This window comes from Rathayibacter sp. Leaf299 (assembly GCF_001423055.1).
Lineage (GTDB): Bacteria > Actinomycetota > Actinomycetes > Actinomycetales > Microbacteriaceae > Rathayibacter > Rathayibacter caricis.
Genome location: NZ_LMNT01000002.1, coordinates 134,961 through 159,807, shown reverse-complemented (window position 1 = coordinate 159,807; position 24,847 = coordinate 134,961). Strand labels below are relative to the sequence as shown.

Here is a 24,847-nt window from a genome sequence, read left to right as displayed (position 1 = left end):
GGGAACCCCGGACGGACGAGGGAGCCTGCTCACGCAGGCTCCCTCGACGTTCCGGGGTTCCCTACCGCCCGGCGCAGCCCGTGCCTGCTGGTCGAGCAGCCCCGCAGGGGCGTATCGAGACCCACCACCGCCGAAGGGGCGCCCCGAGGCCCACCGCCGGCGAACGGCGCGGGTCCCCGGGACGCCCCCTCAGGGCCGCCCGCTCAGCAGCGGAAGGCCGGGTAGTCGATCGACTGCTGCTTCGTGACGGGCTTGCCGTCGACGGTCGCGGAGACCGCGACTCCGACCGTGCCCGCGGCGGTGCTCGCCGAGCGCGTCGTCAGCGCCGCCACCGCGCTCTTCCCCGGAGCGACCGCCGTGAACGACTTGGCACCGAACGCGGTGGTCATCGCGACGTCCACCGGCACGGCGGCCGTGTTCGTCGCCGTGACCGTCAGCACGACCTTGCCCGCGACGCACCGGTTCTGGACCTTCAGGCCCAGGTCCGGCAGCGGCGACGGGACCGACGCGACCGCGACCCACGAGACGACGGGCTTCTCGCTCCCCGCCCCCTCGTTCGTGATCCGGTACTCCACGGTGCCCGCCTGCGCGAGCGTGAAGGTCAGGTCTCCGGAGAGTCGGGGCGTGGTGGCCGAGAGCGGCACGTTGCCCTTCGCCAGCTCCTGACCGCCGACCACGACCGTGTGGTTGAGCGTGCGGTTCAGCCCCCACCACTCCGTGAACCCGCCCGTGAGCGTGTAGGTCCCGGCCTCGAGCGGCAGTCGGTACACCTGCAGCGTCGTGTCCTGGTACAGCCCGGTCGAGTACTTGTCGTTCACGTCCGTGCCCGCCTTCACGCGCGTCCCGTCGGCCACGTAGCCCCACTGGTCGGCGGCGGTCGAGGCCCGGTCCGACACGGCGTTGCGGAGGTTCGGAACCGACCCGCTCACCGCGGTGTACTGCGGCGAGGAGGTCGCCGCGGTGCCGGAGTCGATCCAGTACACGAGCGAGTCGGGCACGATCTCGAACTTCGCGACGACGATGCCGCCGCCCGCGGTGGTGCCGCGGGCCGTCAGCGCCTCGTAGGGGGTGCGGGTCGCGGCGACGGAGTCGGCGCTCCAGGTCACCGGAGTCGCCGCACCGTCGAGGACGACCGTGGCGGGCAGGGCCGCCGTGGTGCTGAGCGCACCCTGGAACCCGACGTCGCGGGGCACGCTGCGCACGGTCACCAGGGCGAGTCGCGCGTTGTAGCCCGAGGTGCCGTCCGTGCCCAGAGCCACGTCCACCACTCCGGGGGCCGTCAGCGTCACCTGCTGCGAGATCGGCGTCGCCGCTCCCGTCGAGACCGCGGTGACCCGCTTCGCGGTGCCGCCGACGGTGACCGTCGACGCGAGGTTCGTCGTGAGCCCGGGCCGGGGAGCCTGGACCGTCGTGACCTCGTACGTGCCCGCGGGCAGGGTCAGGTGGTAGACGACGGGCCGGTTGAAATCGGCCGGGATGTAGGACGACCCCCAGTCGGCGGCGGTGCCCCCGGCGACGGCTCCGGTGGAGGTCGTCGAGTAGCCCCAGGTGCTGCCGGCGGTGGCGCCGTCCCACTTCTGGTCGGCCGCGCCGTTCAGGACGCCCGGCTGGGCCGCCTTCACCGCGGAGTACGCGGAGGGGGTGCCCGTGCCGGTGGCGCCGGAGTCGATGAAGTAGCGCAGGTCGGCCGGAGTGACGAGCAGCGCCAGGGTGACGCGCTGGTAGACGCCGGTCGAGGCGACCTTCTCGGTGGTGCGTCCGGTGACGGTGGCCGTTCCGAGCTCGGCCGCGGTGGCGAGCGCCTGCGCGGCGCTCGCGTCCCAGGTGATCGCCCGCTCGGCTCCGTCGACGACCAGCGTCGCCGGCAGCCCCTCGGCCTTGGTGCGGGACGCGAGACCGAGGTCGCGGACGTCGCTGCTGACCCCCTCCGGAACGAGCCGGGCGGCGGAGTCGGCGAGACGGGCGACCTGCGCGGCCGCTCCCTCCGCGTCGAGGCCGACGGCGGCGGGTCCGGCGACGGCCGCGCGGGCCGTCTCGCGGATGCTCGCGAACGGCGCCCACGTCTGCGGGGTCCACTCCGACTGCACGAACCCGTCGGCGGTGGCGAGGGCCGCGCGCAGTGCGGTGGTGTCGACGGCGCCGGAGTCGGTGCCGGCCGGCACGATGCCGACGGCGTCGACGTTCAGCACCGCGTCGTTCGCCGTGCGGAGGGTCACCGTGTGCTCCCCCGCGGGCAGGCCGCGGAGGGTGAAGGTCGTGCGCTCGCTGCCGGCCGCCCAGGTCGGCGCGTTCGCGACCACCTGCACGCCGTCGACGATCGCGTCCAGTCGGGCCGAGCCGTCGTTGGAGCCGAGCACGTCGATGCCCGTTCCCGTGAAGGTGTAGGTCAGCGACGCTCCCCGGCCCGTGCTCTTGGACGCGGTGCGCTGCCACTCGAACATGCCCTGGCCGTTCACGTGCGTCCACTTCGAGTCGAAGCGCAGCACCGGGGTCGAGACGTCGGCCCAGCTGGTCTGGTGCATGCCGTCGATCACGGTCGTGTAGTACGGCGTGAATCCGGGGACGCGCTCGATCCGCAGGTCGTCGAACTGCGTGAAGGTGAACGCGGAGCCGAGCTGCACGCGTCCGGCCGCCTGCGGTGCCGCGTCCGTGTACGACGTGATCTGCACGCCGTTGAGGTACGCGGTGTACACGCTGCCGGCCACCTGGACCGCGAGCGTGTTCCAGACTCCAGTGCCCGTCTTGAAGGCCGTGGCCGGAGTGTCGGAGGCCCTGCCCGAGGCGACGGCGGTGCCGTAGCGCAGCAGGCTCCAGGCGCCGGTCGCGTCCACCTTCAGCTCGGCCGCCGAGACGTTCGAGCCGTTGGCCGTGCCGCCCTGCTCGCGGGCGCCGAGGGTCGCGTAGGGCGTCCCTCCGGCCTCGAACAGCACGTCGACGGAGGCGCGGTAGTTCGCCCAGCGGTAGTCGCCGATGGTGGTCTTGGGGTCGCCCTGGTTCCAGGCGCTGCCGTTCATGCCGGTGCCGATCTGCTGGCGCAGCACGCGGTCGCGGGCCGGGTCGCCGGTGGCCACGGACTCGAACGCGCCGTTGGTGTCGTTCGTGTAGCGCGGGATCGCTCCGTCGTCCTCGGGCTGCACGGCCGGCGTGCCCGCGGGCTTCGTCTTCGCGCCGCGGCTGCCGAGGAAGCTCTCGTCGGACGGCGACAGCGCACCGGTGGCGGGGTCGTAGTCCTGGATCGCGGGCGCTCCGGAATAGTCGAAGTCGTCGGCGTAGAGGGTCGCGTCGGTGGTGACGCCGTTCACGGCTCCGGTCGCGTCGGTGTCGAGGACGTCGCGGCCGCCACCCGGAGCGGTGTACTCCGGCGCGGTCGGGAGCTGCGATCCGTAGCCGTCGCGCGCGGTCAGCGACCCGTCGGCCGACGCCGCGGCGTGGTCGAGCGTCGTCGCGGTCGCGGTCGACCACGGCTTCACGGTCACCGTGTAGGTGCCGCCCGCGTCGGCGGTGAGCTCCTGCACGGGGACGACGTAGTTGGCGTCGTAGGCCTCGCCGGCGTCCGCCGCACGGGTCTCCCAGACCTCCATCGTCGCGTCGGTCCCGAGCTGAAGACCGCTCGCGGTGATCGAGTAGGTCTTCGGGAACGGGCTGTCGTTGACCATCACGGTCGAGAAGTCCGACGCGTCGGGAGCGGCGAGCGTCGTGTACGAGGATGCTCCGGTCGAGGCGCCGCTGGGCGGGTTGCCACCGCCGAGGGCGCTGCCGGAGGCCTGCGGGATCCCGCGCCAGATGCCGGCGGTGTTGTCCTCGTTCTCCCAGCCGAGCTCGGCGAACTGCGTGTACTGCTCGACGGCCGCGAGTCCGCCGTCGTAGTAGAGCCAGCCCGACCACGGGTCGCGGGCGCTGACGAGCTCCTTCGAGGAGTACTGGAAGCCGTCGTAGAACGAGCCGATGGCGGGCTGGAAGATGTTGAGCGTCCGCAGCGACTTGGCGAAGCCCGAGGTGACCCAGTTGCTCATCTCGAGCGGGCCGTTCCCCCCGCCCATGCCGGTGCCGGTGCCGCCCTGGCCGTCGGCGTTGGTGTTGTTGGGGCGGTCGGCCGAGTTCGAGAACGTGGCCTGGCCCTCCGAGTTCCAGATCTCCTTGTCGTACGTCTGCGCGAACTTCTTCAGGTTCCCGTTGGCGTCGTCGGCGGTGGAGTAGTGGAACCCGACGACGTCGACCGCGTCGCGGAGGGAGGAGTCGGTCGTGGAGTTGAGCGCGTCGCCGAACGAGGTCGGCGGGGTGCCGACGGTGTCGGCCGCGACGGTCCTGATCGCGCGGTAGAGGTCCTTCTCGGTCTCGGAGGCGAATCCGCTGTTCGGGTCGCCGGCGCTGGCGCTCACGTAGCCCGTGGTGTCGCCTCGCAGCCAGCCCGAGAACGTCTTGTAGAGGTTCAGGTTGGGGTTCGTGGTCTCGTTCGTGTCCGGGTTGATCGAATCGACCATGACCCCGTACTCGCGGTACGCGGCGAGGACCGAGTTCTTGAACCAGACGTACTGGTCCGCGTCGCTCGTCACCCACGTGGGGCGGCTCCAGCGGAGCAGGCTGACGTGAACGTCGCCCTCCGCGACCTTCTGCGCGTCGGCGGCGAGCTGGAAGCCGGGCTCGCGGAGCACGTTCGGGTACTCGTCGCGCGAGCGCATCGTGGAGGGGTTGGGCCCGGTCGAGGTGTTGCGGTCGTTGCCCATCTCGATCTTGACCGTGGTCATGATCGGATGCGCTCCGCCGAACAGCGTCTCGAGCAGTTCCCAGTACTTCTCGGGCTGCTGCGACTTGTAGTCCAGCAGCAGCGCGCTGGTCGAGTTCGCCGAGAGGATCCCGAAGCCCTTGAAGGTCAGGGCGTTGCGGCTCTGAGCGGCGGCCGCGACGTCGGCACCGGTGACCGAGACGGCCTGGACGGTGGGAGCCGCCTCGGCCGACGGAGCGGGGACGACGGCGGTGCCGAGGAGCGCGCCGAGCGCTCCGAGCGCGAGCAGTCGACGTCCACCCCCTCGGTGTCGGCGCGACGCGCGGGCGTCGCGGCCGGGTGAACGGTCCGGGCGGGGGAGGATCGACATCTCGGGGCCTCGTCTTTGAGTAGGAGAATGGTTCTGATCACTTCTGGCGTGTAGTGCGCACGTAGCGACAGCGATGTCGCGAAGTGATCCACAGCGAACCTACCGAGGGGGCGGCGCGGAGGCAATGGATCCGCGGAATCCGAAGGGCTGTCGGGCGGGAGCGCACCCGATGTCCGACCTCGTTTCGATCACAATCGATCATCACCGGAAGGATCGGAGGCGGCCAACTCTCGTGTCGAGAGCCGTCGACCGCTGTTCGCGATCCCGTCATTGACCGCACCCTCGCACCCTGTTAGCTTCTGTAACACTTAACAAGTTCGTTCAATCAGACGGAGAAGTCATGGCCTCGTCCTCGACCGCCGCGGAGCTCATCGCCCGCTCCAACCGCCTCGGCGCCGATCCGGAGAACACGAACTACGCGGGAGGCAACACCTCCGCGAAGGGTGTCGAGACCGATCCCGTCACCGGAGAGCCCGTCGAGCTGCTCTGGGTCAAGGGCTCCGGAGGAGACCTCGGCACCCTGACAGAGTCCGGCCTCGCGGTCCTCCGCCTCGACCGCCTCCGCGCGCTCGTGAACGTCTACCCCGGCCTCGACCGCGAGGACGAGATGGTCGCCGCCTTCGACTACACGCTGCACGGCAAGGGCGGCGCCGCCCCCTCGATCGACACCGCCATGCACGGCCTCGTCGACGCCGCGCACGTCGACCACCTGCACCCCGACTCCGGCATCGCCTTCGCGACCGCCGCCGACGGCGAGCGGCTCACCGCCGAGGCCTTCGGCGGCACCGTCGCCTGGGTCCCGTGGCGCCGCCCCGGCTTCCAGCTCGGCCTCGACATCGCCGCCATCAAGGACGCGAACCCCGGAGTGATCGGCGCGATCCTCGGCGGCCACGGCATCACCGCCTGGGGCGACACGAGCGAGGAGGCGGAGGCGAACTCGCTCCGCATCATCGAGACCGCGGCCGCCTACATCGCCGAGCACGGCGCTCCGGAGCCCTTCGGCCCCGCCCTCGACGGCTTCGCCGCGCTGCCCGAGGAGGAGCGCCGCGCCAAGGCCGCCGCCCTCGCCCCGCACCTGCGCGCGATCGCCTCGCACGACAGCCCCCGGGTCGGCCACTTCACCGACTCCCCCGAGGTGCTCGACTTCCTCGCGAGCACCGAGCACCCGCGCCTGGCCGCGCTCGGCACCTCCTGCCCCGACCACTTCCTCCGCACCAAGGTGAAGCCGCTGCTCGTCGACCTGCCGTCGACCGCCTCCGTCGAGGAGATCCTCGAGCGCCTCCCCGCGCTGCACGAGGCGTACCGCGCCGACTACCAGGCGTACTACGACGCGCACGCGACGCCCGAGAGCCCCGCGATCCGCGGCGCCGACCCGCTGATCGTCCTCGTGCCGGGCGTGGGCATGTTCTCGTACGGAGCGAACAAGCAGACCGCCCGCGTGGCCGGTGAGTTCTACGTCAACGCCATCAACGTGATGCGCGGCGCCGAGGCCATCTCGACCTACGCGCCCATCGACGAGGCCGAGAAGTTCCGCATCGAGTACTGGGCGCTCGAGGAGGCGAAGCTGCAGCGGATGCCGAAGCCCAAGCCGCTCGCCTCCCGCATCGCGCTCGTGACCGGCGCCGCCTCCGGCATCGGCAAGGCCATCGCCACGCGCCTGGCCGCCGAGGGCGCCTGCGTCGTCATCGCCGACCTCGACCTCGCCAAGGCGCAGGCCGCCGCGGCCGAGCTCGGATCGACGGACGTCGCGATCGGACTCGCCGCGAACGTCTCGGACGAGGCCGCCGTGCAGGCCGCGATCGACGCCACCGTGCTCGCCTTCGGCGGGCTCGACCTCGTCGTCAACAACGCGGGCCTCTCGCTCTCGAAGTCGCTCTTCGACACCACCGTCGCCGACTGGGACCTGCAGCACAACGTGATGGCGAAGGGCTCGTTCCTCGTCTCGAAGGCCGCGGCCCGCGTGCTCGTCGACCAGAAGCTCGGCGGCGACATCATCTACATCTCGTCGAAGAACTCGGTCTTCGCCGGCCCGAACAACATCGCGTACTCGGCCACCAAGGCCGACCAGGCCCACCAGGTGCGCCTGCTGGCCGCCGAGCTCGGCGAGCACGGCATCAAGGTGAACGGCATCAACCCCGACGGCGTCGTGCGCGGCTCCGGCATCTTCGCCTCGGGCTGGGGCGCGAACCGCGCCAAGACCTACGGCATCGAGGAGGAGGACCTGGGCGCGTTCTACGCGCAGCGCACGATCCTCAAGCGCGAGGTCGTCCCCGAGAACGTGGCCAACGCCGTGTTCGCGCTCTGCACGTCCGACTTCTCGCACACGACGGGGCTGCATGTTCCTGTTGACGCTGGAGTCGCGGCGGCGTTCCTCCGATGAAGGCCGTCGCCGCCGTCGACCTCGGGGCGACCAGCGGGCGCGTCATCCTCGGCTACGTCGGCCACGACGAGCTGCGGATGCGCCACGTCGCGCGGTTCCCGAACCAGCCGGTGCGCACCCACGAGGGCGCCTCCTCCGCTCTGCACTGGAACATCCTGGAGCTGTACCGCTCGCTCACCGCGGGGCTGACGAACGCCCTGCGCGAGGAGCCGGAGGTCGTCTCGATCGGCGTCGACTCGTGGGCCGTCGACTACGCGCTGCTGCGTCAGGGCCGGATGCTCGGCGCTCCCTACCACTACCGCGACGAGCGGACGGCGCGCGGCGTGGCCGACGTGCACTCCCGCATAGGCGCGGAGGAGCTCTACCAGCGGAACGGCCTGCAGCACCTGCCGTTCAACACGCTGTTCCAGTTCGCGGCCGAGCGCGACGTGCTCGCGCTGGCCGATCAGGCGCTGCTCGTGCCCGACCTCATCAGCTACTGGCTGACCGGAGTCGCGGCGACCGAGATCACGAACGCCTCGACCACGGGCCTGCTGAGCCCGCACACCCGCGCGTGGGACGACGACCTCCTCACGCGCCTCGACCTTCCGCGCGGGATCCTCGCGCCGCTGATCGAGCCGGGCTCCCGGCTCGGCTCGCTCCTGCCCTCCGTCGCCGCCGATCTCGGCGCCCCGGAGAGCCTGAGCGTCGTCGCCGTCGGCTCCCACGACACGGCCTCGGCCGTCGTCGCGGTGCCCTCGACCGACGATCACGTGGCGTACATCTCGAGCGGAACCTGGTCGCTCGTCGGCGTCGAACTCGAGAAGCCGGTGGTCTCGCTGGAGGGTCGGGCCGCCAACTTCACCAACGAGGGCGGCGTCGACGGGCGCATCCGCTACCTGAAGAACGTCTCGGGTCTGTGGCTGCTGTCCGAATCCATCCGCACCTGGGAGAAGCAGTCGGGCGAGAGCATCGAGCTGCCGCTCCTGCTCGCCGAGGCCGCCGCGATCCGCGGGCGCATCACCACGTTCGACGCGGCCGACGAGCGCTTCGTCGCCCCGGGCAACATCCCTGGCCGCATCGTGGAGTGGTGCGTCGAGAACGGTCTGGAGCAGCCGCGCACCCGCGCGGAGTTCGTGCGGTCGATCCTCGAGTCGCTCGCCGAGGCCTACGCCGTGACGCTCGAGCAGGCCTCGGCCCTCTCGGGCGTGCGGATCGACGCGGTGCACGTGGTCGGCGGAGGCTCGCAGAACGAGCTGCTCTGCCAGCTGACCGCGGACCGCACGGGCCGCACCGTGCTCGCCGGGCCCGTCGAGGCGACCGCGATCGGCAACATCCTGGTGCAGGCGCGGGCGCAGGGTCTCGTCACCGGCTCTCTGGAGTCGCTCCGCGCGATCGTGCGGACGGCGTTCCCGCCGGTGCGGTACACGCCCCGCGCGCTGACGCCCCTGTCCCGCTGACGCCGCGCTCCACCTCCGGCTCGCAGGATCCTGTTCGGCTCGTCCGAGCCGCAGGATCCTGCGAGCCGAACGTGTTCCCGCGAGCCGGGCTCGAGCGGATCGACGATCCGTCGCTCACAGGCTCTTGCCAGGTCCGCACCGGTCCCGCTACGGTCGACGGAGCCGAACCCACGAAAGGAGCCGAGCATGCCGCACATCGCGCACATCACCGCCGGCTTCTCCGGCGTCCACTCCGCCTGACCGGTCGAGCCTCCCGCTCGTCATCGCTCAGACGGTGACGACGCTCGAGAAGCTCCCGGTCCCGCGGGTCCCCCGCGCGGATCGTCGTCCCGTCCCGGACCCACGCGGGTCCCGCACCGCCTTGGCGGCGGTGCCTCCGCGCGCCCTCGAGCGCGCTCCTCCTCGCGCCCTCGCGGCGCTCTTCGGCGCGCCCGCGCGCCTGCACGACAAGGACACCCTCATGAACACCGCACTCGGGGCGACCCGGTACGCCTCTCCCCCTCACCGCCGGTCCGCCGACCTGCTCGACCGCCTCGCCCTGCGGGTCGGAGTCGCGCTCGTCGCGTGGAGCCGACGCGAACGCCGCCTCCCCCTCAGCCACGCCGACGTCGTCGCCCTCCGCCGCGAGCGCGCCGACCTCCTCGAGCGCGAGCGGAGGCACCAGCTCCTCCGCCTCCCCCGCTGACCGCCGCCCGGCGCACGCGGATCTCGATACGCCCGCTCCGCGGGCTACTCGATCAGCGAGGCGCTCCCCGACCGGAGGCGCCCGATCAGCAGGGAATGCTCGCTGGTCGAGTAGCTCCGCAGGGGCGTATCGAGACCCACCGACGCCCGGGACAGCTCCGTCGTCAGCTGCTCACCCGTGGTCAGCGACCGGACAGCCGCAGCCCGACGAGCACGAGCCCCGCCGCCACGGCGGCAGTACCGAACGCGAGCATCGCGGCGCCTCCCACGGAGCCGAGCGTGAGCGACGCCACGACGATCAGCAGCACGCCGACGACCAGCAGAGCCGCGGTATACGCGGTGAGGGAAGTCCGATCATTCATGCACGGAGGCTAGCGGTCACCGGAACGGACCAGCACCGCTCCGCCTCGGCTCCACCGCTGCGGTGCACGTCGCGCCGGCTCTCTAGGATTTTCTACTGCTATCTAGTGTTTTTTTTAGACAGCGCTAGATTGTGATAGATGGAACCGGCACTCAACCCCTACGCACCCGGATCCGGCCTGCAGCCGCCTGCCCTCGTCGGACGTGAGATCGAGATCGATGCGTTCGATCTGCTCATCGCCCGCTCGCGAGCAGGTCGGCACAGCCGCGGTCTCGTCCTGCACGGCCTCCGGGGCGTGGGCAAGACCGTGCTGCTCAACACCTTCCGCTCTCAGGCGGAGCGCGCCGAGTGGCTGCTGGTCGACATCGAGGCGCAGGCGTCGGAATCCGGTCGGGAAGCCGCACGGCGCACTCTCGGACGAGAGATCTCGCTCGCCGCGCGCCGCCTGTATCGAGGTCGTGGGATGAGCGAGGCGGTCCATCGCGCCCTCGGCACGATCCGGTCCTTCAGCGCTCGACTCGGGGACATCGGCTTCGAGGTCGGAGTCGATCCTGCGAAGGGCCGCGCCGACTCGGGCCGGATCGATGTGGACCTTCTCGAGCTCGTCGAGGATCTGGTGCCTGCGTTGCACGAGCGCCAGATCGCCTTCGGTCTGTTCATCGACGAGATGCAGGATCTCGACGACGAACTGATGACGGCGATCGTCGCCGTTCAGCACCGCGCGGGACAACGGGAGTGGCCCTTCTACGTCACGGGCGCAGGTCTTCCGACCCTCCCCTCCAGGCTCAGCGCAGCCCGGTCGTACGCCGAGCGACTGTTCAACTACCGCGAGATCGGCCCGCTGAACGACACCGCCGCGAGACGAGCCCTCGTCGACCCCGCGCGGGTGCTCGGCGCCGCCTACGACGAGGACGCGGCGGATCTTCTCGTCGCTTCGTCCCGCGGCTACCCGTACTTCCTGCAGACATACGGTCAGGCTGCCTGGGATCTCGGGTTCGGACGACGGATCACGCTGGACGACGCCCGTGGAGCACTGTCCCGAGGGAACGAGGACCTCGACATGGGCTTCTTCCCGGCCCGATGGGACCGTGCCACTCCTGCCGAGCGGAACTACCTCGCCGCAATGGCGGTCGACGCAGGAGTCCCCTCGTCGACCACCGAGCTGGCGGAACGGTTGGGCGCGAAGCCCAGCCGACTCAGCCCCACGCGTCAGTCTCTGATCGAGAAGGGCATCATCTACGCGCCGGACAGAGGGCTGGTCGCCTTCACCGTTCCCGTGATGGACGAGTTCGTCCGTCGCCGCCAGCAGGGCTAGCTGCTCGCCCGCTGCACCGTCCACAGTTTCGGCTGAGAGCGGACTCGCGCGGTTACCGTGGAGCATGCTCCCGGCTCCGACCGATCGACTGCGCTTCCGCGAGATGCGCCTCGACGACCTCGACGATCTGGCCGCCCTCCTCGGCGATCCCGATGTGATGACGTACTACCCCGCTCCGAAGACCCGCGACGGAGCCCGGGAGTGGATCGCCTGGAACCTCCGCAACTACGCGGAGCACGGGTTCGGCCTGTGGATCGTGGAGACCCGCGACGGGGAGTTCGTCGGCGACTGCGGCCTCACCTGGCAGGACGTGAACGGGACGCCTGAGCTCGAGGTCGGCTATCACGTGCGTACCGCCCTCCAGGGTCGAGGTCTGGCGACGGAGGCGGCGGCCGCGTGCCGCGATCTCGCGCGGACGAGCATCGCGACGGAGACGCTGGTGGCGATCCTCCACCCCGACAACCGCGCCTCGGAGCAGGTCGCTCGGAAGATCGGCATGCAGCGCGCGGCGGACGACCTCGGCGGCGACCTTCCCGCGCGCACCGTGATGAGCATGCGGCTCAGCTGAGCCCTGAGGACGCTCGAGCAGCCGTCGCGGGCGGCCTCCCGCTCCTCCGCAGACCCCCCTTGAGGGTGACTGGGCGGCACTGCGCCGCGGCATGGCGGGCGAGGCCTCGGATCAGGCATGCGAGGGGCCTCGCATCTCGTGGAAGGATCCCTGTCAGGGGGGCTGCTGACCGGCTCACCGCTCGGTCTGACGGAAGGACCACGGGACCCGCCTTGCTCGACGCCACGACCCTCCGAGTCGCTTTCGGGGTCACCACGCTCACGCTGTTCCTCCTGTTCGCCTTCGTCACGTTCCGCACGACCCGCTCGGCCTTCAGCTTCTGGTGGTGCGCCGGGCTCGCCCTCTTCATGGCCGGCTCGCTCGCCTACCTCCGCGACTTCACTCCGGATCAGGTGTGGGCGAATCCGCTGGGCAACGGACTGATCGTGGCCGGCGCCGGCTGCGTGTGGATGGGCAGCCGTTCGCTGCGCACGAGGCCCACTCCGTGGTGGCTCGTCGTCGGCCCCGCCGTGCTGGTCACGGCCGTGTCGAGCGCCGACTCGCCGGCTGTGAACGACTGGTCCGGAGGCCCGCTGTACCTCGCTCTGATGGCGTCGCTCATCGGACTGTCGACCCGCGAGATCGCACTGCTGGACGCCGGGCACTCGCGCACCCGCTGGCCGCTGCTGCTCTCCTCCGGGGCCCTCGCGGTCTACTACGCGGCGCGGCTCGTCGCGTTCCTCGCGGCCGGACCGCGGAGCGACCTCTTCACCACCTGGTTCGGCACGCCGTCGACCACTCTGATCACGCTGATCCTCCTCGTGGTGGTGTCGTTCAGCATGGCGTCGCTCAGCGGCGAGCAGGTCGCCAAGGTGCTCTCGGCCCGGGCCGCGCGCTCGCGGCAGGAGCTCGCCGACGGAGGAGGGGTGCAGCGGCGTCTGCAGCCCAAGTCCGTCCCGGACCTCCCCGGCTACGAGGTCGCCGGTGCGTGCGTGCCCAGCGGAGCGGTCAGCGGCGACTTCTTCGACTGGCAGCGCACCGAGGACGGCCTCGTGGTGACGCTGGCCGACGTGATGGGCAAGGGCGTCGGAGCCGCGATGATCGCCGCCACCGTGCGCGCGTCGCTCCGCGTGGCCCTCCCCTCGCACGACCCCGGCCGCACGCTGGCCGCGGTCGACCGGGCCGTCGAGGCGGACCTCGAGGCGAACGAGGCCTTCGTGACCCTGCTGCACCTGCGGCTCGACGCGGCCACCGGAGCGATCACCTCCGTCGACGCCGGTCACGGCCTGGGCATCGTCTGCCGGGCCGACGGCTCCCGCGAGCGGATCCCGTCGCACAATCTGCCGCTCGGCGCGCTGGGCACGCAGGAGTGGCGCACCAGCAGCGTCCGCCTCGCTCCCGGCGACCTCCTGCTCGTCTGCAGCGACGGAGTGCTCGACCTCTTCGACGGGACCCTGGACTCGCTGACCCGCGTGGCGGACACCGCGACGGCCGGCGAGCCGAGCGCCTCCGCCGCCGTGGCGCGCGTCACGCGCCTGGCCGCCGACGGCACGCCGCCCGACGACGTGACCGTGGTCGCGATCCGCCGCACCGGCGCCTGACCCGGAGCGGCGCTTCCGGCCCGGCGCACCGCTCGCGCGAGTCGCCGCGGAACGGGCTGGGACATCTCTCGAAGGCCCGCTTCGCGTCGAGTCGCGCCGCCGGACGCTCGCGAGTGGACTCGATCCGGGGCCTCGTGACGCCCCGGAGCCCCTTCCGCGACGACTCGCGCCATCGGACGACGGACGCCGACCCCCGGCAACGCGGAACGGCCGGCCCCGCGGAGATCCGCGGCACCGGCCGTTCCTGCGCCTGAGCGCCGGGCTACCTCGTGCAGGCCACGTTGCTGATCGGGCTGCCGCCCGAGTTCGAGCAGCTCGCGACGTTGCCCCAGGTCGACCACGTCGACGGCTGGTGCACGTAGACCGGGTAGGCGGGGGCGTTCGAGACGCGGTTCGCGGTGACGACGTTGCCGTTGCCGGAGCCGTCGGCGCGGGTGATGATCGACACTCCGTACGTGCGCGGGTTCACGACCGTGTTGCCGGCCGCGATCCACTTCGTGCCCGAGAGCATGATCAGCGAATTCACGTCGGACGCCGTCCGGCTGGTGCCGGTGACCACGTTGCCGATGATCCAGCCGTCGCGGGTGCCCTCCTTCGCCTCGATCGGATCCGATCCCGCGTTGCTGATCACGTTGTCCATGACGGCGATGCGGTCGGTCCGGTCGGGGTCGCAGCCGTTGTACTCGCACCAGTTGCGGTCGGAGGTGCCCACGTAGACGCCCTCGCCGTAGGTGGCGGTGACCACTCCGGTGCGGGTGATCGTCGAGCCGACGATGAGCGAGTCGGTCGTCTGGTTGCGGAAGTGCACGCCCTCGTAGCCGATCTCGGTGACGGTCAGGCCGGCCATCTGCACGCCCTTGCTCGCCAGCACGTGGATGCCCTGGAACGAGTTCTTGACGGAGAAGCCGACGAGGTGGACGTCGTCGGCGCTGTTGAGGATCAGGGCCGTTCCCGAGCCCGTGCTGCCGCTGGTGAGCACGGCGTTCGGCGAACCGCAGAGCCAGACGCCCTCGCTGCTGGCCGGGATCGACCTCAGGGCGAACTTGCCGACGTAGACGCCGTCCTCGAGTCCGATCACGTCGCCGGGGCGGGCGCCGATCAGAGCGGTGTTCAGCTCGGCGGCGGTCCGCACCGTCTTGGTGGGCGTCGGGCAGTCGAAGGCGGCCTGCAGCGTCGCGCGGGTGCTCATCTGCTCGGCGGTGACGGTGGCCGGCTCGGTGACGGTCGACAGGCGGCCGTCGCTGTCGCGGGCGGTGATCCAGTAGGAGTAGGGCACTCCGAGCGCCGCGCTCTCGTCGCGGTACTGGCGCACCGGGTCGGTGACCGAGGCGATCGTCTCGTCCGTGGATCCGTCGGAGCGGTGCACCTCGTAGGAGACGACGTCCGAGGAGAACGGAGCGTTCCAGCCCAGGACGTAGCCCTCGACCAGGGGGAACGCCTCGACCCCGCCGACGGCCAGACCGTCGCCGGCCAGCTCGAAGGCGTCGATGATCAGGTTCTTGTCGCTCGAGGCCGAGTTCTTCCGACCCGTGTACGCGATCTTCACGGTGTGCATCGTGTCGTCGAGGTCGGAGCGCTCGAAGACGGGCACCTGGTACTTCGTGGAGGAGCTGTACCGGTCGACGGAGGCGACGCGCGTCCCGTCGATGTACACGTCCGCGATCCCGGAGGAGGGGGTCGTGCGGCTGAGCCAGCGGAACGCGGTTCCGACGAACGTGAACTGCACGCTGCCGGCGCTGTTGAGGTAGCCGATGCTGCCGCCGCTGTCGCCGCCGGTCATGGTGCGCCACGAGCCGGAGTAGTCCAGGTCGCCGTTGGTCTGCTCGACCCACGTCGGCGTCGTGCCGGTCGGCAGGAACGTCGAGTCGGTCGGGGTGGTCGGCGCGGTGGGGGTGGGCGTCGGGGTCGGAGCCGTCTTGATCAGGTCGAAGGCGTCGATCACGAGGTTCCGGTCGGTCGCGCTCGCGTTCTTCGATCCGGAGTAGGCGATCTTCACGGTGTGCACGCCGTCCGCGAGCCCGGTCTTGGTGAAGACGGGCACCTGGTACTTCGTGGTCGAGCTGTAGCGGTCGACGCTGCTGACGAGCTTTCCGTCGATGTACACGTTCGCGATGCCGGCCGACGCGGTGGTGCGGCTGAACCAGGTCACCGCGGTGCCGTCGAAGGTGAACTCGACGTGGCCGGCGCTGTTGAGGTACTTGATGCCTCCGCCGCTGTCACCGCCGGTCATCGACCGCCAGCTGCCGGTGTAGGAGAGCTTGGAGTGGCCGTCCTCGACCCGCAGCGGGTCGCTGCCGGTGGGGGAGAAGTCGGCGACAGGCTCGGGCGTCGCGGTGGGGGTCGCGGTGGGCGTCGCCGTGGGCGTGGCGGTCGGCGTGGGCGTGGCCGTGGGCGTCTCGGTCGGGGTCGCGGTCGGCGTGGCCGTGGCCGTGGGCGTCGCGGTCGGGGTCGCCGTCGGCGTCGGCGTCGCGGTCGGCGTGGCGGTCGGCGTGGCCGTGGGCGTCGCGGTCGGCGTCGCCGTCGGAGTGGCCGTGGGCGTCGGCTCGGCCGTCGCCGTCGCCGTGGGCGTGGGGGTCGGCGTCGCGATGGCCGTGGCCGTCGGCGTCGGCGTCGCCGCGACCGTGCGGACGAGGTCGAAGGCGTCGATGACGAGGTTGCCGTCACTGGCCCGCGTGTTCTTCGCGCCGGTGTAGGCGATCCTGACCGTGTGGACGCCGTCCGCGAGGCCCGTCTTCGTGAAGACCGGGACCTGGTACTTGGTCGTCGAGCTGTAGCGGTCGGCGGTGCCGGCCGGCTTCCCGTCGATGATCACGTCCGCGATGCCCGCCGACGCGGTCATCCGGCTGAGCCAGGTGAAGCCGGTACCCGCGAAGGTGAACTCGACGTGGCCGGCGCTGTTGAGGTACTTGATCCCTCCGCCGCTGTCGCCACCGGTCATCGACCGCCAGGTGCCCGTCCAGCGGAGCTTCGCGTGGCCGTCCTCGACGCGCATCGGAGAGGCCCCGGGCGTGAAGTCCGGCACGACCACCGGGGCGGTCGTCGGAGTCGTCGTCGGGGCGGTCGTCGGCGTCGCCGTGGGCGTGGGCGACGTGCTGCCCACCGGAGCGGTGGTCGGCGTCGGCGTCGGCGTCGCGGGCGGAGTCTCCTTGCCGAGCTCGAACGCGTCGATGATCAGATTGGCGCCCGTCGCCTTGCTGTTCTTCTTCCCCGTGTACGAGACCTTCACCGTGTGCACGGTGTCCGGAAGGCCTGTCTTGGTGAATACCGGCACCTGGTACTTGGTCGTCGAGGAGTACCGATCGACCGTGGCGAGAAGCTTTCCGTCGAGATAGACGTTGGCGATTCCCGACGTCGCTCCCGTGCGGCTGACCCAGCGGAAGGCGGTTCCGGTGAACTTGAATTGAACGTATCCGGTGCTGTTCAGGTATTTGATCGCACCGCCGCTGTCACCGCCGGTCATCTTCGTCCAAGAACCCGAATAGGTGAGGTCCGCACTCGTCTCCTGCACCCTGATGGGGGTGGAATAGGTGGGCTGCAGAGTCGCGGCCCAGGCGGGCTGCGCGAGGCCGCCGAAGGCGAGCACCGACACCAGAAGAGCGATGAGCGCGGTGATGATCCGCGATCGTCGGAAAGGCCTGTGACTATCGCGGGGGACAGCGGAAGAAGACGAGAGGGGCAACAGAACTCCGGCGGTATCCGAAAGGGAATGGGGTTGCTGCGAATCTAGTGATGTCCTAGTAATCGATAAGCAAGCGGAGGATCTGTCACCCGCATGCCCCCCGGAAGGGCCGCGTTTCCCTGAGGGCCGAATCATGCCCGAAACACGGGTGAATTCCCGACGCTGGTTAACCCCCCTGAAAGGGGATTTCCGAGGGTTAGGCACTCCCTTATCAATGTCCCCCTTTCGAGTACTCCTCTCTCCCGCGACCCGGGCACCCCCCTTCCTGCGAGACCGGGGCGAACCCCGCCCGCCGTCTGGCGACTCCGCGACGGTGAGGTTAGGCTTACCTTCGCAATCCACAGACCCCCGCTCCGAAGGACGCTCGTGCCCGCCATCCGCACCCCCCGCCGCCTCACCGCCGTCGCCTCGCTCGGCCTCACCGCCCTGCTGCTCACGGCCTGCTCCGGAGGCGCCGACGCCGGCACCGACGACGCCTCGCCGTCCGCGGCCGGCTTCCCCGTCACCGTCGAGCACGCGTTCGGCGAGACCACCGTCGAGTCGGCCGACCGCGTCGTCGCCACCAGCTGGACCAACCAGGACGTCGCGCTCGCGCTCGGCGTCACCCCGGTCGGCTTCACCCGCGCCTCCTACGGCGACGAGGACGGCGACGGACTGCTGGTCTGGACGAAGGAGGCCCTCGATGCGGCCGGCGCCGAGACTCCGGAGCTCTTCGACGAGACCGACGGCGTGCCCTTCGAGGCGATCGCCGACCTGACGCCCGACGTGATCCTCTCGGCCTACTCCGGCATCTCGCAGCAGGACTACGACACGATGTCGCAGATCGCCCCGACCGTGGCCTACCCGGGCCTGGCCTGGGGCACGACCTGGCAGGACTCCGCGAAGCTCGACGGCGCCGCCCTCGGGCTCGCCGACGAGGCCGAGGCGAAGGTCGCCGAGGTCGAGGACGAGATCGCCGCGACCGTCGCCGAGCACCCCTCGCTCGAGGGCACCACCTTCACCTACGGCTGGTACGACCCCACCGACGCGAGCTCCTTCACCTACTACACGCCCAACGACGCGCGGGTGAAGTACGTCGAGGACCTCGGCCTCGAGGTCGCGCCCAGCATCGTCGAGCTCTCGGGCGACTCCGAGGCGTTCAGCGGCACCCTCAGCGCCGAGAACGCCGACCAGCTCGACGCCGACGTGCTCATCGTCTACGGCGACGAGACCACCCTCCCGGCCCTGCAGGCCGATCCGCTGCTCTCCAAGATCCCGGCCGTCGCGCGCGGCTCGGTCTACGTCCTCACCGACGGCTCGTCCCTCGCGATGGCGACCTCCTCGCCCAACCTGCTGAGCATCCCGTGGGGTCTCGACGAGTACACGGCGGGGATCGCGGCGGCCGCCGACAAGGTGTCGTGAGCACCGACGCCTCCGCTCCTCCCCGGCGCCCCGCCCGCGACGACACTCGCGGGCGGGGCGCCGCTCGGCGCCTGCGCCCCTTCTGGCTCGGCGCCGTCGTCGTCGCGCTCGCCCTGGCCTCGATCGCCTCGCTGGTCTTCGGCTCGCGCGAGATCCCGCTCGCCGAGGTCTGGCCGGCGCTGACCTCGCCCGACCCGGCGTCCATCGTCGACGCCGCGGTGCAGAACCGCGTGCCGCGCACCGTGCTCGCCCTGCTGGTCGGCGCCTCCCTGGGCCTGGCCGGCGCCGTCATGCAGGGCATGACGCGCAACCCGCTCGCCGACCCGGGCATCCTGGGGCTGAACGCCGGGGCGTCGCTCGCGGTGGTCCTGGGCATCTCGGTCCTCGGAGTGACGACCCTCCCGCAGTACATCTGGCTCGCGTTCCTCGGCGCGGCCGCCGCGGGCGCCTTCGTCTACGCGGTCGCCTCGCTCGGCCGCGACGGAGCGACCCCGCTCAAGCTCGCCCTCGCCGGCGCCGCGACCGCCGCCGCGCTCACCTCGCTGATCAGCGCCGTGCTGCTCACCCAGGAGGAGACGCTCAACCGCTTCCGCTTCTGGCAGGTCGGCGGAGTCGGCGGCGCCGAGACCGGAGCGATCCTGCAGGTCCTGCCGTTCCTGGCCGTCGGCGCGCTGCTCGCGCTCGCCAGCGCCCGCGGCCTCGACGCCCTGGCGCTGGGCGACGACCTCGCGACCGGCCTCGGCCGCCGCGTCGGCCGCATCCGCCTGGTCGCCGGCATCGCCGCCGTGCTGCTGTGCGGCGCCGCCACCGCCGTCGCGGGACCCATCGGATTCATCGGCCTCGTGGTCCCGCACCTCGCGCGCCGCCTGACCGGGCCCGCGCACGCGTGGCTCCTCCCCGCCTCGGCCCTGCTCGGCGCCCTGCTCCTGCTCACCGCCGACGTCGTCGGGCGCGTCGTCGCGCGGCCCAGCGACGTCGAGGTCGGCATCGTCACCGCCCTGATCGGAGCGCCCGTGCTGATCGCGATCGTGCGCCGCTCGAAGGTGAAGGCCCTGTGAGCGCGGCCACGCCACTCCGCTCGTCCGGGAACGCCCCCGGAGACGCGCCCGGCATCGTGGCCGGGCGGAGCCTGCGCGCCCGCCGCACCGCGATCGGCTGCGCGGTCCTCGCCACCCTCGCCCTGGCGCTCGTGCTCGTGTCGCTCAGCGTCGGCACCACCGTCTACTCCCCCGTCGACGTCGTCCGGGTGATCCTCGGCGACACCGTTCCCGGAGCGTCCTTCACGGTCGGCACGCTGCGCCTGCCGCGCACGATCACGGCCGTGCTGGTCGGCACGGGCTTCGGGATGGGCGGCGTGATCTTCCAGACGCTGCTGCGCAACGCGCTCGCCAGCCCCGACATCATCGGCATCACGTCCGGGGCGAGCGCCGCGGCCGTCGTCGCGATCGCGTTCCTCGGACTGTCGGGCGTGGCCGTCTCGGTGATCGCCGTCACCGCGGGCCTGCTGACCGCGCTCGTCATCGCCGGGCTGGCGGGCAGCGGCGGAGTCGCGGGCGCGCGGCTGATCCTGATCGGCATCGGGGTGGGTGCGATGTTCCAGAGCGTGATCGCCTACGTGCAGACGCGCGCCGACTTCGAGGACGTGCAGGAGTCGCTGCGCTGGCTGACCGGCAGTCTCAACCAGGCGCTGTGGCCGGGCGTGCCGCCGCTCGCGCTGGCGATGCTCGTGCTGGTGCCGCTGGCGCTGCTGCTCTCGGGCCGGCTGCGGATGCTGCAGCTCGGCGACGACTCCGCCACCGCCCTGGGCGTCGCCGTCGGCCGCGACCGCGCCGCGCTGCTGGCCGTGGCCGTCGGGCTCGTCGCCGTCGCGACCGCCGCCACCGGCCCGATCGCCTTCGTGGCCTTCGTGTCGGGGCCGATCGCGCGGCGTCTCCTACCGGATGCGCGGTCCCTGCTCGTCCCCTCCGCTCTCGTCGGGGTGGTCGTGGTGCTCGCCGCAGACCTCGTCGCCCAGCACGTCGCGGGGCTCGCCTTCTCGGGCGCCCGCTTCCCCGTCGGAGTGGTGACGGGTGCCCTCGGCGCCCCGTTCCTGCTCTGGCTCCTCGCCCGCCGCAACCGCACCGGAGGCACTCTGTGACCGCATCGACCACGCCCGCCCCGTCCGCCGCGGGGGCCTCCTCCGTCTCTGCGGGCTCCGTCTCGGCGCACCGCACGCTCGCGGTCGATGCCGTCACGCTCGCCTACGACGAGCGCGTCGTCGTCGACGGCCTCTCGCTCGACGTGCCCACCGGCGCGATCAGCGTGATCGTCGGTGCGAACGCCTGCGGCAAGTCGACGCTCCTGCGCGCGATGGCGCGGCTGATCACTCCGCGGACCGGAGCCGTCCTGCTCGACGGGCAGGCGATCCACACGCTGCCGACCAAGCAGGTCGCGACGCAGGTGGGGCTGCTGCCGCAGACCCCGATCGCCCCCGAGGGCATCGCGGTGTCGGATCTGGTCGCCCGCGGCCGCTACCCGCACCGCGGCTGGTTCGGCCGGGGCTCCTCCGCCGACGACGACGCGATCGTCGAGGACGCCCTGCGCGCCACCGGCACCCTCGAGATCGCCGACCGCCCGGTCGACGAGCTCTCGGGCGGCCAGCGCCAGCGCGTCTGGATCGCCCTGGCCCTCGCGCAGCGCACCGACGTGCTCCTGCTGGACGAGCCGACCACCTACCTCGACGTCTCCCACCAGATCGAGGTGCTCGACCTGCTCACCGACCTCAACCGCACCCGCGGCACGACGATCGTGATCGTTCTGCACGACCTGAACCTCGCGGCGCGCTACGCGGACCACCTGTTCGCGGTGCGCGCCGGCGCGCTGTACGCCTCGGGGACTCCGGCCGAGGTCGTGACCTCGGAGGTCGTGCGCGCGGTGTTCGGGATGGAGTCGCGGATCATCGAGGACCCGGTCTCGCGCACGCCGCTGGTGCTGCCGATCGGCCGGCACCACGCGGGCTGAGGGGCGACCCACTCCTCGAAAGTCGTCGTACTGGAGCGCGAGTACGACGACTTTCGCGTAGTCGACGCCACCCGAGCCCGCTTCGCGTCCACTCGACACCGGGGGATGCGCGCACGGACCGGCTCGGACGGTGTCACCGAGCACCGTCGACGAGCTCGGCGTTCCCTCCCGAGCCCCGATCGGCCAGGATCGGAGGCGTGCCGATCCGCGACCTCGCCCCCTCCGACCTCGCGTCGCCGCGGTTCCTCGAACTGCTCCGGCTGGCCGCCGAGCTGCCGGAGGAGGAGCTCGCGCGCCTCCGCGACGAGGAGCTGCCGGCGCTGACCGTGATCGGAGCCGTCGAGGACGGCCGGCTGGACGCGTTCGCCGCCGCGCGACCCGTCGAGGGAGGCCTCGAGATCGAGTACGTCGCGTCACTGGTCCGAGGGTGGGGGTCGGCCCTCGTCCGCGAGCTGCAGCGGACGCATCCGGGAGCCGCGATCGTCGCCCGGACCGATGACGACGCGATCGGCTTCTACCGGCGCCTCGGATTCACCGACGCACCCGCCCCCGTCGACCCGCGCTGGCCCGACCGCCCGCGGTACCGCTGCACGCTGGCGGTGGCGTCGTGAGGCGGGTGCCGCGCACCGTCGCCGCTCTCGCGCTCCTGGGCGGCCTCGCCGCCTGCACCGCCGCTCCGGAGCCCGAGCTGGTCGGCGCGTACGGCGATCTGCACGTCGCTCCCGACGGATCGATGGAGTTCTGCACGTTCGACATGGACCCGGGCTTCGACGGTCCCGCCGAGCCGTGCTTCGACGGCATCGAGACGGTCGGGATCGACCCCGACGGCCTCGAGGAGGCGCCCGGCGGCTTCGTCGTCGTCCAGAGCGACGACCGACGCCACGAAGGCTCGGCGTCCGGAACTCCCCGACGCGCACCCGACGGGACCCTCATCCACTCCGCCTTCCTCATCGGCACGATCGAGGACGAGGTCTTCGAGGTGACCGGCTACGGCACCGACCGCTACCCGCTGCCGGCCGAGTACCACGAGCCGACCCTCGACGAGCCCGGCGGGTTCCTCGCTCCCGTCGTGCCTGTCCCGCGATGACGGGCCCGCGGCCTACTCGATCCGCAAGGATGCCGGCGCACGTGCAGCTCGAGCCGCGCTGATCATCCGGAGTCGCCGCGGCTGACGAGCCCCACCGGCGCGTCCAGCACCACCCGCCCGTCGAGCGCCAGCCGCTCCAGGAACGCCTCGTCGTGACTCACCACGACCAACCCGCCCCGCCAGGCGGCGAGCACGTCGACGAGGTGGTCGGTCGTGGCCAGGTCGAGGTCGTTCGTCGGCTCGTCGAGCACGAGCAGCTGCGGAGCCGGCTGCGCGAGCACGAGCCCCGCGAGAGCGGCGCGGAACCGCTCGCCGCCCGACAGAGTCGATGCCGTCCGGTCGACGATCGCGCCCCGGATCAGCAGCCGCGCGAGCGCGTTGCGCAGCTCGCCGGTCGGCACGGCGGGAGCCGCGCGCGCGACGTGCTCGAGCACCGTGCGGTCGTCGTCGAGCAGCCCCTCCCGACGCTGCGGGAGCCAGCCGACGCGGTCCGTGAGCGCGATGGCGTGCGTGTCGGCGATCGGATGCGGACGCGCCTCCGCCCGCACGAGCTGCTCGAGCAGCGTCGTCTTGCCGGTCCCGTTCGCGCCGACCACGGCGATCCGCTCGGACCCCTGCAGCACCGTGGTGCGGCCGCGCACCGTGATCTCGGCGAGCCGCCGCCCCGCCGGCACCCCCGGATCCGGCAGCTCGATGCGCACCGCGTCGTCGTCCCGCACCGCGCGCGACGCGGCGTCGACCTGCTCGTGGGCGCGCGCCTCCGCCTCGCCGCGACCGGATCGGAGGCGCCCGGCCGTCCCCTCGGCCCTGTTCTTCCGGGCGTTCGCGAGGATCTTCGGCATCGACTCCGCCGATCGGGCGCCCGCCTTCGCCCGCCGCGCGATGGTCGTCTCGGCCTCGATCCGCTGCCGCTTCTCGGCGCGCAGCACCTGGTCGGCGTCGCGCAGATCGCGCTCGGCCGCGGCGCGCACGACGGCGAGCCGCTCCTCGAAGTCCGAGAAGGTGCCTCCGGAGGTGCGCAGCGCGCCGCCCCGCAGCTCGGCGATCTCGTCGACGTGCTCGAGCAGCTCGCGGTCGTGGCTGACGACGATCAGCGTGCCGCGCCACCGGTCGACGAGGTCGAGCAGCAGACCGCGCGACCGCCGGTCGAGGTCGTTGGTCGGCTCGTCGAGCACCGCGATCGGCCTGTTGCGGAGGCGGACGCCCGTGACGGCGGCGAGGACGGCCTGCCCGCCCGACAGGGTCGCGACGGGCCGGCGCAGGTCTTCCGGAAGCCCCGCCTCCCCGAGCGCGGCGACCGCCCGGGCGTCGAGGTCCCAGTCGTCGTCGAGCACCTCGAAGTGCCGTGGATCGGCGTCCCCGCCGAGGATCGCGTGCAGGGCGTCGAGCTTCCCGCGGATCCCGAGCAGATCGGCGACGGTGTCGTCGGGTCCGCGCCGGAGCCGCTGCGGCAGCAGATCGACCGGCCCCGTCGTCGAGACGGTGCCGTGCGTCGGGGCGAGGTCGCCGGTGACGAGTCGGACGAGCGTGGACTTGCCGGCTCCATTGGCTCCGACGAGCCCGGTGCGGCCACGGCCGAACGCGGTGGTGACCCGGTCGAGGACGACGTCGCCGTCGGGCCAGGCGAACGAGCAGTCGGTGAGGACGACGGAGGGTGTGATGGTGGAGGGCACGGTGCTCCCGGTGATGGTGTGTCGGCGCGTGACGACCACCGGGCTCCCGGCGTGCAGGAGCCTCGCCCTCAGCGGGCGGGCACGGGGGTCGTCAGTGCGAGGTCAGCGTCTGCGTCGTGGACGCAGTACCGGTGCTGATGCGCAAAGGACCGTCTTCCGTGCGGGGAGCCCCCGTGTCCGCGAGCCGTCCGGTCGGCCGGTGAGGTGGCCGCACCGACGTCGCGGCTCGCGACGAGGTACCCCAGCACGGTACGCGCGGGGCGCGGGAGGGCGCAAGGTGCGGCACCGGCGGCGCCGCGACGACGCGCCCCTTCATCGGGCGCGACACCTCTCGGCCGTCCTTTCCGGGATCGGGGTTCTCCGACCTCCGAGAAACCGGATCCGAGCACTGCGAAGAACCAGCCCCTCGTGTCCGACGCCTCACCTGTAGTCGGCGCTTCACGGGCCGGTCGCCGTGCCGATGAGCACCGTCTCGGTGTCGGCCCCGTCGAAGTGCGCCGCGCCGGCTTGAACCCAGAGGAAGGAACCGGCGGGATACCGCTCGAGACGCGAGCGGTCGAACGTCTCGCCGTAACCCAGCAGGAGCT

At 71.9% G+C, this 24,847-nt stretch carries 16 protein-coding genes; 12 read left to right on the top strand and 4 right to left on the bottom strand.

Annotation, left to right across the window (positions count from 1 at the left end; all coding sequences use genetic code 11):
• Positions 1-203: 203 nt before the first annotated feature.
• On the bottom strand, positions 204-5,093 hold the full coding sequence (locus tag ASF48_RS08000; protein ID WP_055789489.1) for a hypothetical protein: 4,890 nt from the start codon (positions 5,091-5,093) through the stop codon (positions 204-206).
• 340 nt (positions 5,094-5,433) lie between these two features.
• On the opposite strand from ASF48_RS08000, the gene ASF48_RS07995 reads away from it, so the two are divergent.
• The 3 genes from ASF48_RS07995 (at position 5,434) to ASF48_RS19365 (ending at position 9,597) form a co-directional block, all read left to right on the top strand.
• On the top strand, positions 5,434-7,473 hold the full coding sequence (locus ASF48_RS07995; RefSeq protein ID WP_055789486.1) for a bifunctional rhamnulose-1-phosphate aldolase/short-chain dehydrogenase: 2,040 nt from the start codon (positions 5,434-5,436) through the stop codon (positions 7,471-7,473).
• Positions 7,470-8,912, top strand: a complete 1,443-nt coding sequence (locus ASF48_RS07990) for a rhamnulokinase (protein ID WP_055789483.1) — start codon at positions 7,470-7,472, stop codon at positions 8,910-8,912. Before ASF48_RS07995 ends, ASF48_RS07990 begins: the two co-directional genes overlap by 4 nt.
• A gap of 460 nt (positions 8,913-9,372) precedes the next feature.
• Positions 9,373-9,597: a hypothetical protein gene (locus ASF48_RS19365; protein WP_157603105.1), complete on the top strand. Its 225-nt coding sequence runs from the start codon at positions 9,373-9,375 to the stop codon at positions 9,595-9,597.
• A gap of 181 nt (positions 9,598-9,778) precedes the next feature.
• Here the strand turns inward: ASF48_RS19365 and ASF48_RS19360 are convergent, their stop codons facing one another.
• On the bottom strand, positions 9,779-9,958 hold the full coding sequence (locus tag ASF48_RS19360; protein WP_157603104.1) for a hypothetical protein: 180 nt from the start codon (positions 9,956-9,958) through the stop codon (positions 9,779-9,781).
• A 138-nt stretch (positions 9,959-10,096) separates the two neighbouring features.
• Between ASF48_RS19360 and ASF48_RS07980 the strand changes: the two genes are divergently transcribed.
• The 3 genes from ASF48_RS07980 (at position 10,097) to ASF48_RS07970 (ending at position 13,420) form a co-directional block, all read left to right on the top strand.
• Positions 10,097-11,272, top strand: a complete 1,176-nt coding sequence (locus ASF48_RS07980) for an AAA family ATPase (protein WP_055789479.1) — start codon at positions 10,097-10,099, stop codon at positions 11,270-11,272.
• A gap of 64 nt (positions 11,273-11,336) precedes the next feature.
• Complete coding sequence (locus ASF48_RS07975; RefSeq protein ID WP_055789474.1) at positions 11,337-11,840, top strand: GNAT family N-acetyltransferase; 504 nt, start codon at positions 11,337-11,339, stop codon at positions 11,838-11,840.
• Between the two features lie 212 nt (positions 11,841-12,052).
• Complete coding sequence (locus tag ASF48_RS07970; RefSeq protein ID WP_055789471.1) at positions 12,053-13,420, top strand: PP2C family protein-serine/threonine phosphatase; 1,368 nt, start codon at positions 12,053-12,055, stop codon at positions 13,418-13,420.
• Positions 13,421-13,682: 262 nt separating this feature from the next.
• Here the strand turns inward: ASF48_RS07970 and ASF48_RS19780 are convergent, their stop codons facing one another.
• Entirely contained in the window at positions 13,683-17,009 is a 3,327-nt protein-coding gene (locus ASF48_RS19780; RefSeq protein ID WP_055789468.1) for a right-handed parallel beta-helix repeat-containing protein, read from the bottom strand.
• A 456-nt stretch (positions 17,010-17,465) separates the two neighbouring features.
• Between ASF48_RS19780 and ASF48_RS07960 the strand changes: the two genes are divergently transcribed.
• From ASF48_RS07960 to ASF48_RS07935, 6 genes are all read left to right on the top strand, one after another.
• Complete coding sequence (locus ASF48_RS07960; RefSeq protein WP_055789465.1) at positions 17,466-18,500, top strand: iron-siderophore ABC transporter substrate-binding protein; 1,035 nt, start codon at positions 17,466-17,468, stop codon at positions 18,498-18,500.
• Complete coding sequence (locus tag ASF48_RS07955) at positions 18,497-19,558, top strand: iron chelate uptake ABC transporter family permease subunit (RefSeq protein WP_082481131.1); 1,062 nt, start codon at positions 18,497-18,499, stop codon at positions 19,556-19,558. The genes ASF48_RS07960 and ASF48_RS07955 overlap by 4 nt, the downstream gene beginning before the upstream one ends.
• Positions 19,555-20,637: a FecCD family ABC transporter permease gene (locus ASF48_RS07950; RefSeq protein WP_055789462.1), complete on the top strand. Its 1,083-nt coding sequence runs from the start codon at positions 19,555-19,557 to the stop codon at positions 20,635-20,637. Before ASF48_RS07955 ends, ASF48_RS07950 begins: the two co-directional genes overlap by 4 nt.
• The gene (locus ASF48_RS07945; RefSeq protein WP_055789459.1) at positions 20,634-21,500 is read left to right on the top strand and encodes an ABC transporter ATP-binding protein; all 867 of its coding nucleotides are present in this window, start codon (positions 20,634-20,636) and stop codon (positions 21,498-21,500) included. The genes ASF48_RS07950 and ASF48_RS07945 overlap by 4 nt, the downstream gene beginning before the upstream one ends.
• A gap of 197 nt (positions 21,501-21,697) precedes the next feature.
• Complete coding sequence (locus ASF48_RS07940) at positions 21,698-22,111, top strand: GNAT family N-acetyltransferase (protein ID WP_055789457.1); 414 nt, start codon at positions 21,698-21,700, stop codon at positions 22,109-22,111.
• A 5-nt stretch (positions 22,112-22,116) separates the two neighbouring features.
• Positions 22,117-22,587: a hypothetical protein gene (locus ASF48_RS07935; RefSeq protein WP_055789452.1), complete on the top strand. Its 471-nt coding sequence runs from the start codon at positions 22,117-22,119 to the stop codon at positions 22,585-22,587.
• Positions 22,588-22,649: 62 nt separating this feature from the next.
• Here the strand turns inward: ASF48_RS07935 and ASF48_RS07930 are convergent, their stop codons facing one another.
• Positions 22,650-24,260 carry an ATP-binding cassette domain-containing protein gene (locus tag ASF48_RS07930; protein ID WP_055791350.1) on the bottom strand — a complete coding sequence of 537 codons (1,611 nt, stop codon included), beginning with the start codon at positions 24,258-24,260 and terminating at the stop codon, positions 22,650-22,652.
• Positions 24,261-24,847 lie beyond the last annotated feature (587 nt).

Excerpts from the sequence above, each read along its gene's own strand:
- ASF48_RS19360 (WP_157603104.1), bottom strand. The coding sequence starts at position 9,958 with ATGAATGATCGGACTTCCCTCACCGCGTATACCGCGGCTCTGCTGGTC.
- ASF48_RS19365 (WP_157603105.1), top strand. The coding sequence starts at position 9,373 with ATGAACACCGCACTCGGGGCGACCCGGTACGCCTCTCCCCCTCACCGC.
- ASF48_RS07980 (WP_055789479.1), top strand. The coding sequence starts at position 10,097 with ATGGAACCGGCACTCAACCCCTACGCACCCGGATCCGGCCTGCAGCCG.
- ASF48_RS07975 (WP_055789474.1), top strand. The coding sequence starts at position 11,337 with ATGCTCCCGGCTCCGACCGATCGACTGCGCTTCCGCGAGATGCGCCTC.
- ASF48_RS08000 (WP_055789489.1), bottom strand. The coding sequence starts at position 5,093 with ATGTCGATCCTCCCCCGCCCGGACCGTTCACCCGGCCGCGACGCCCGC.
- ASF48_RS07990 (WP_055789483.1), top strand. The coding sequence starts at position 7,470 with ATGAAGGCCGTCGCCGCCGTCGACCTCGGGGCGACCAGCGGGCGCGTC.
- ASF48_RS07995 (WP_055789486.1), top strand. The coding sequence starts at position 5,434 with ATGGCCTCGTCCTCGACCGCCGCGGAGCTCATCGCCCGCTCCAACCGC.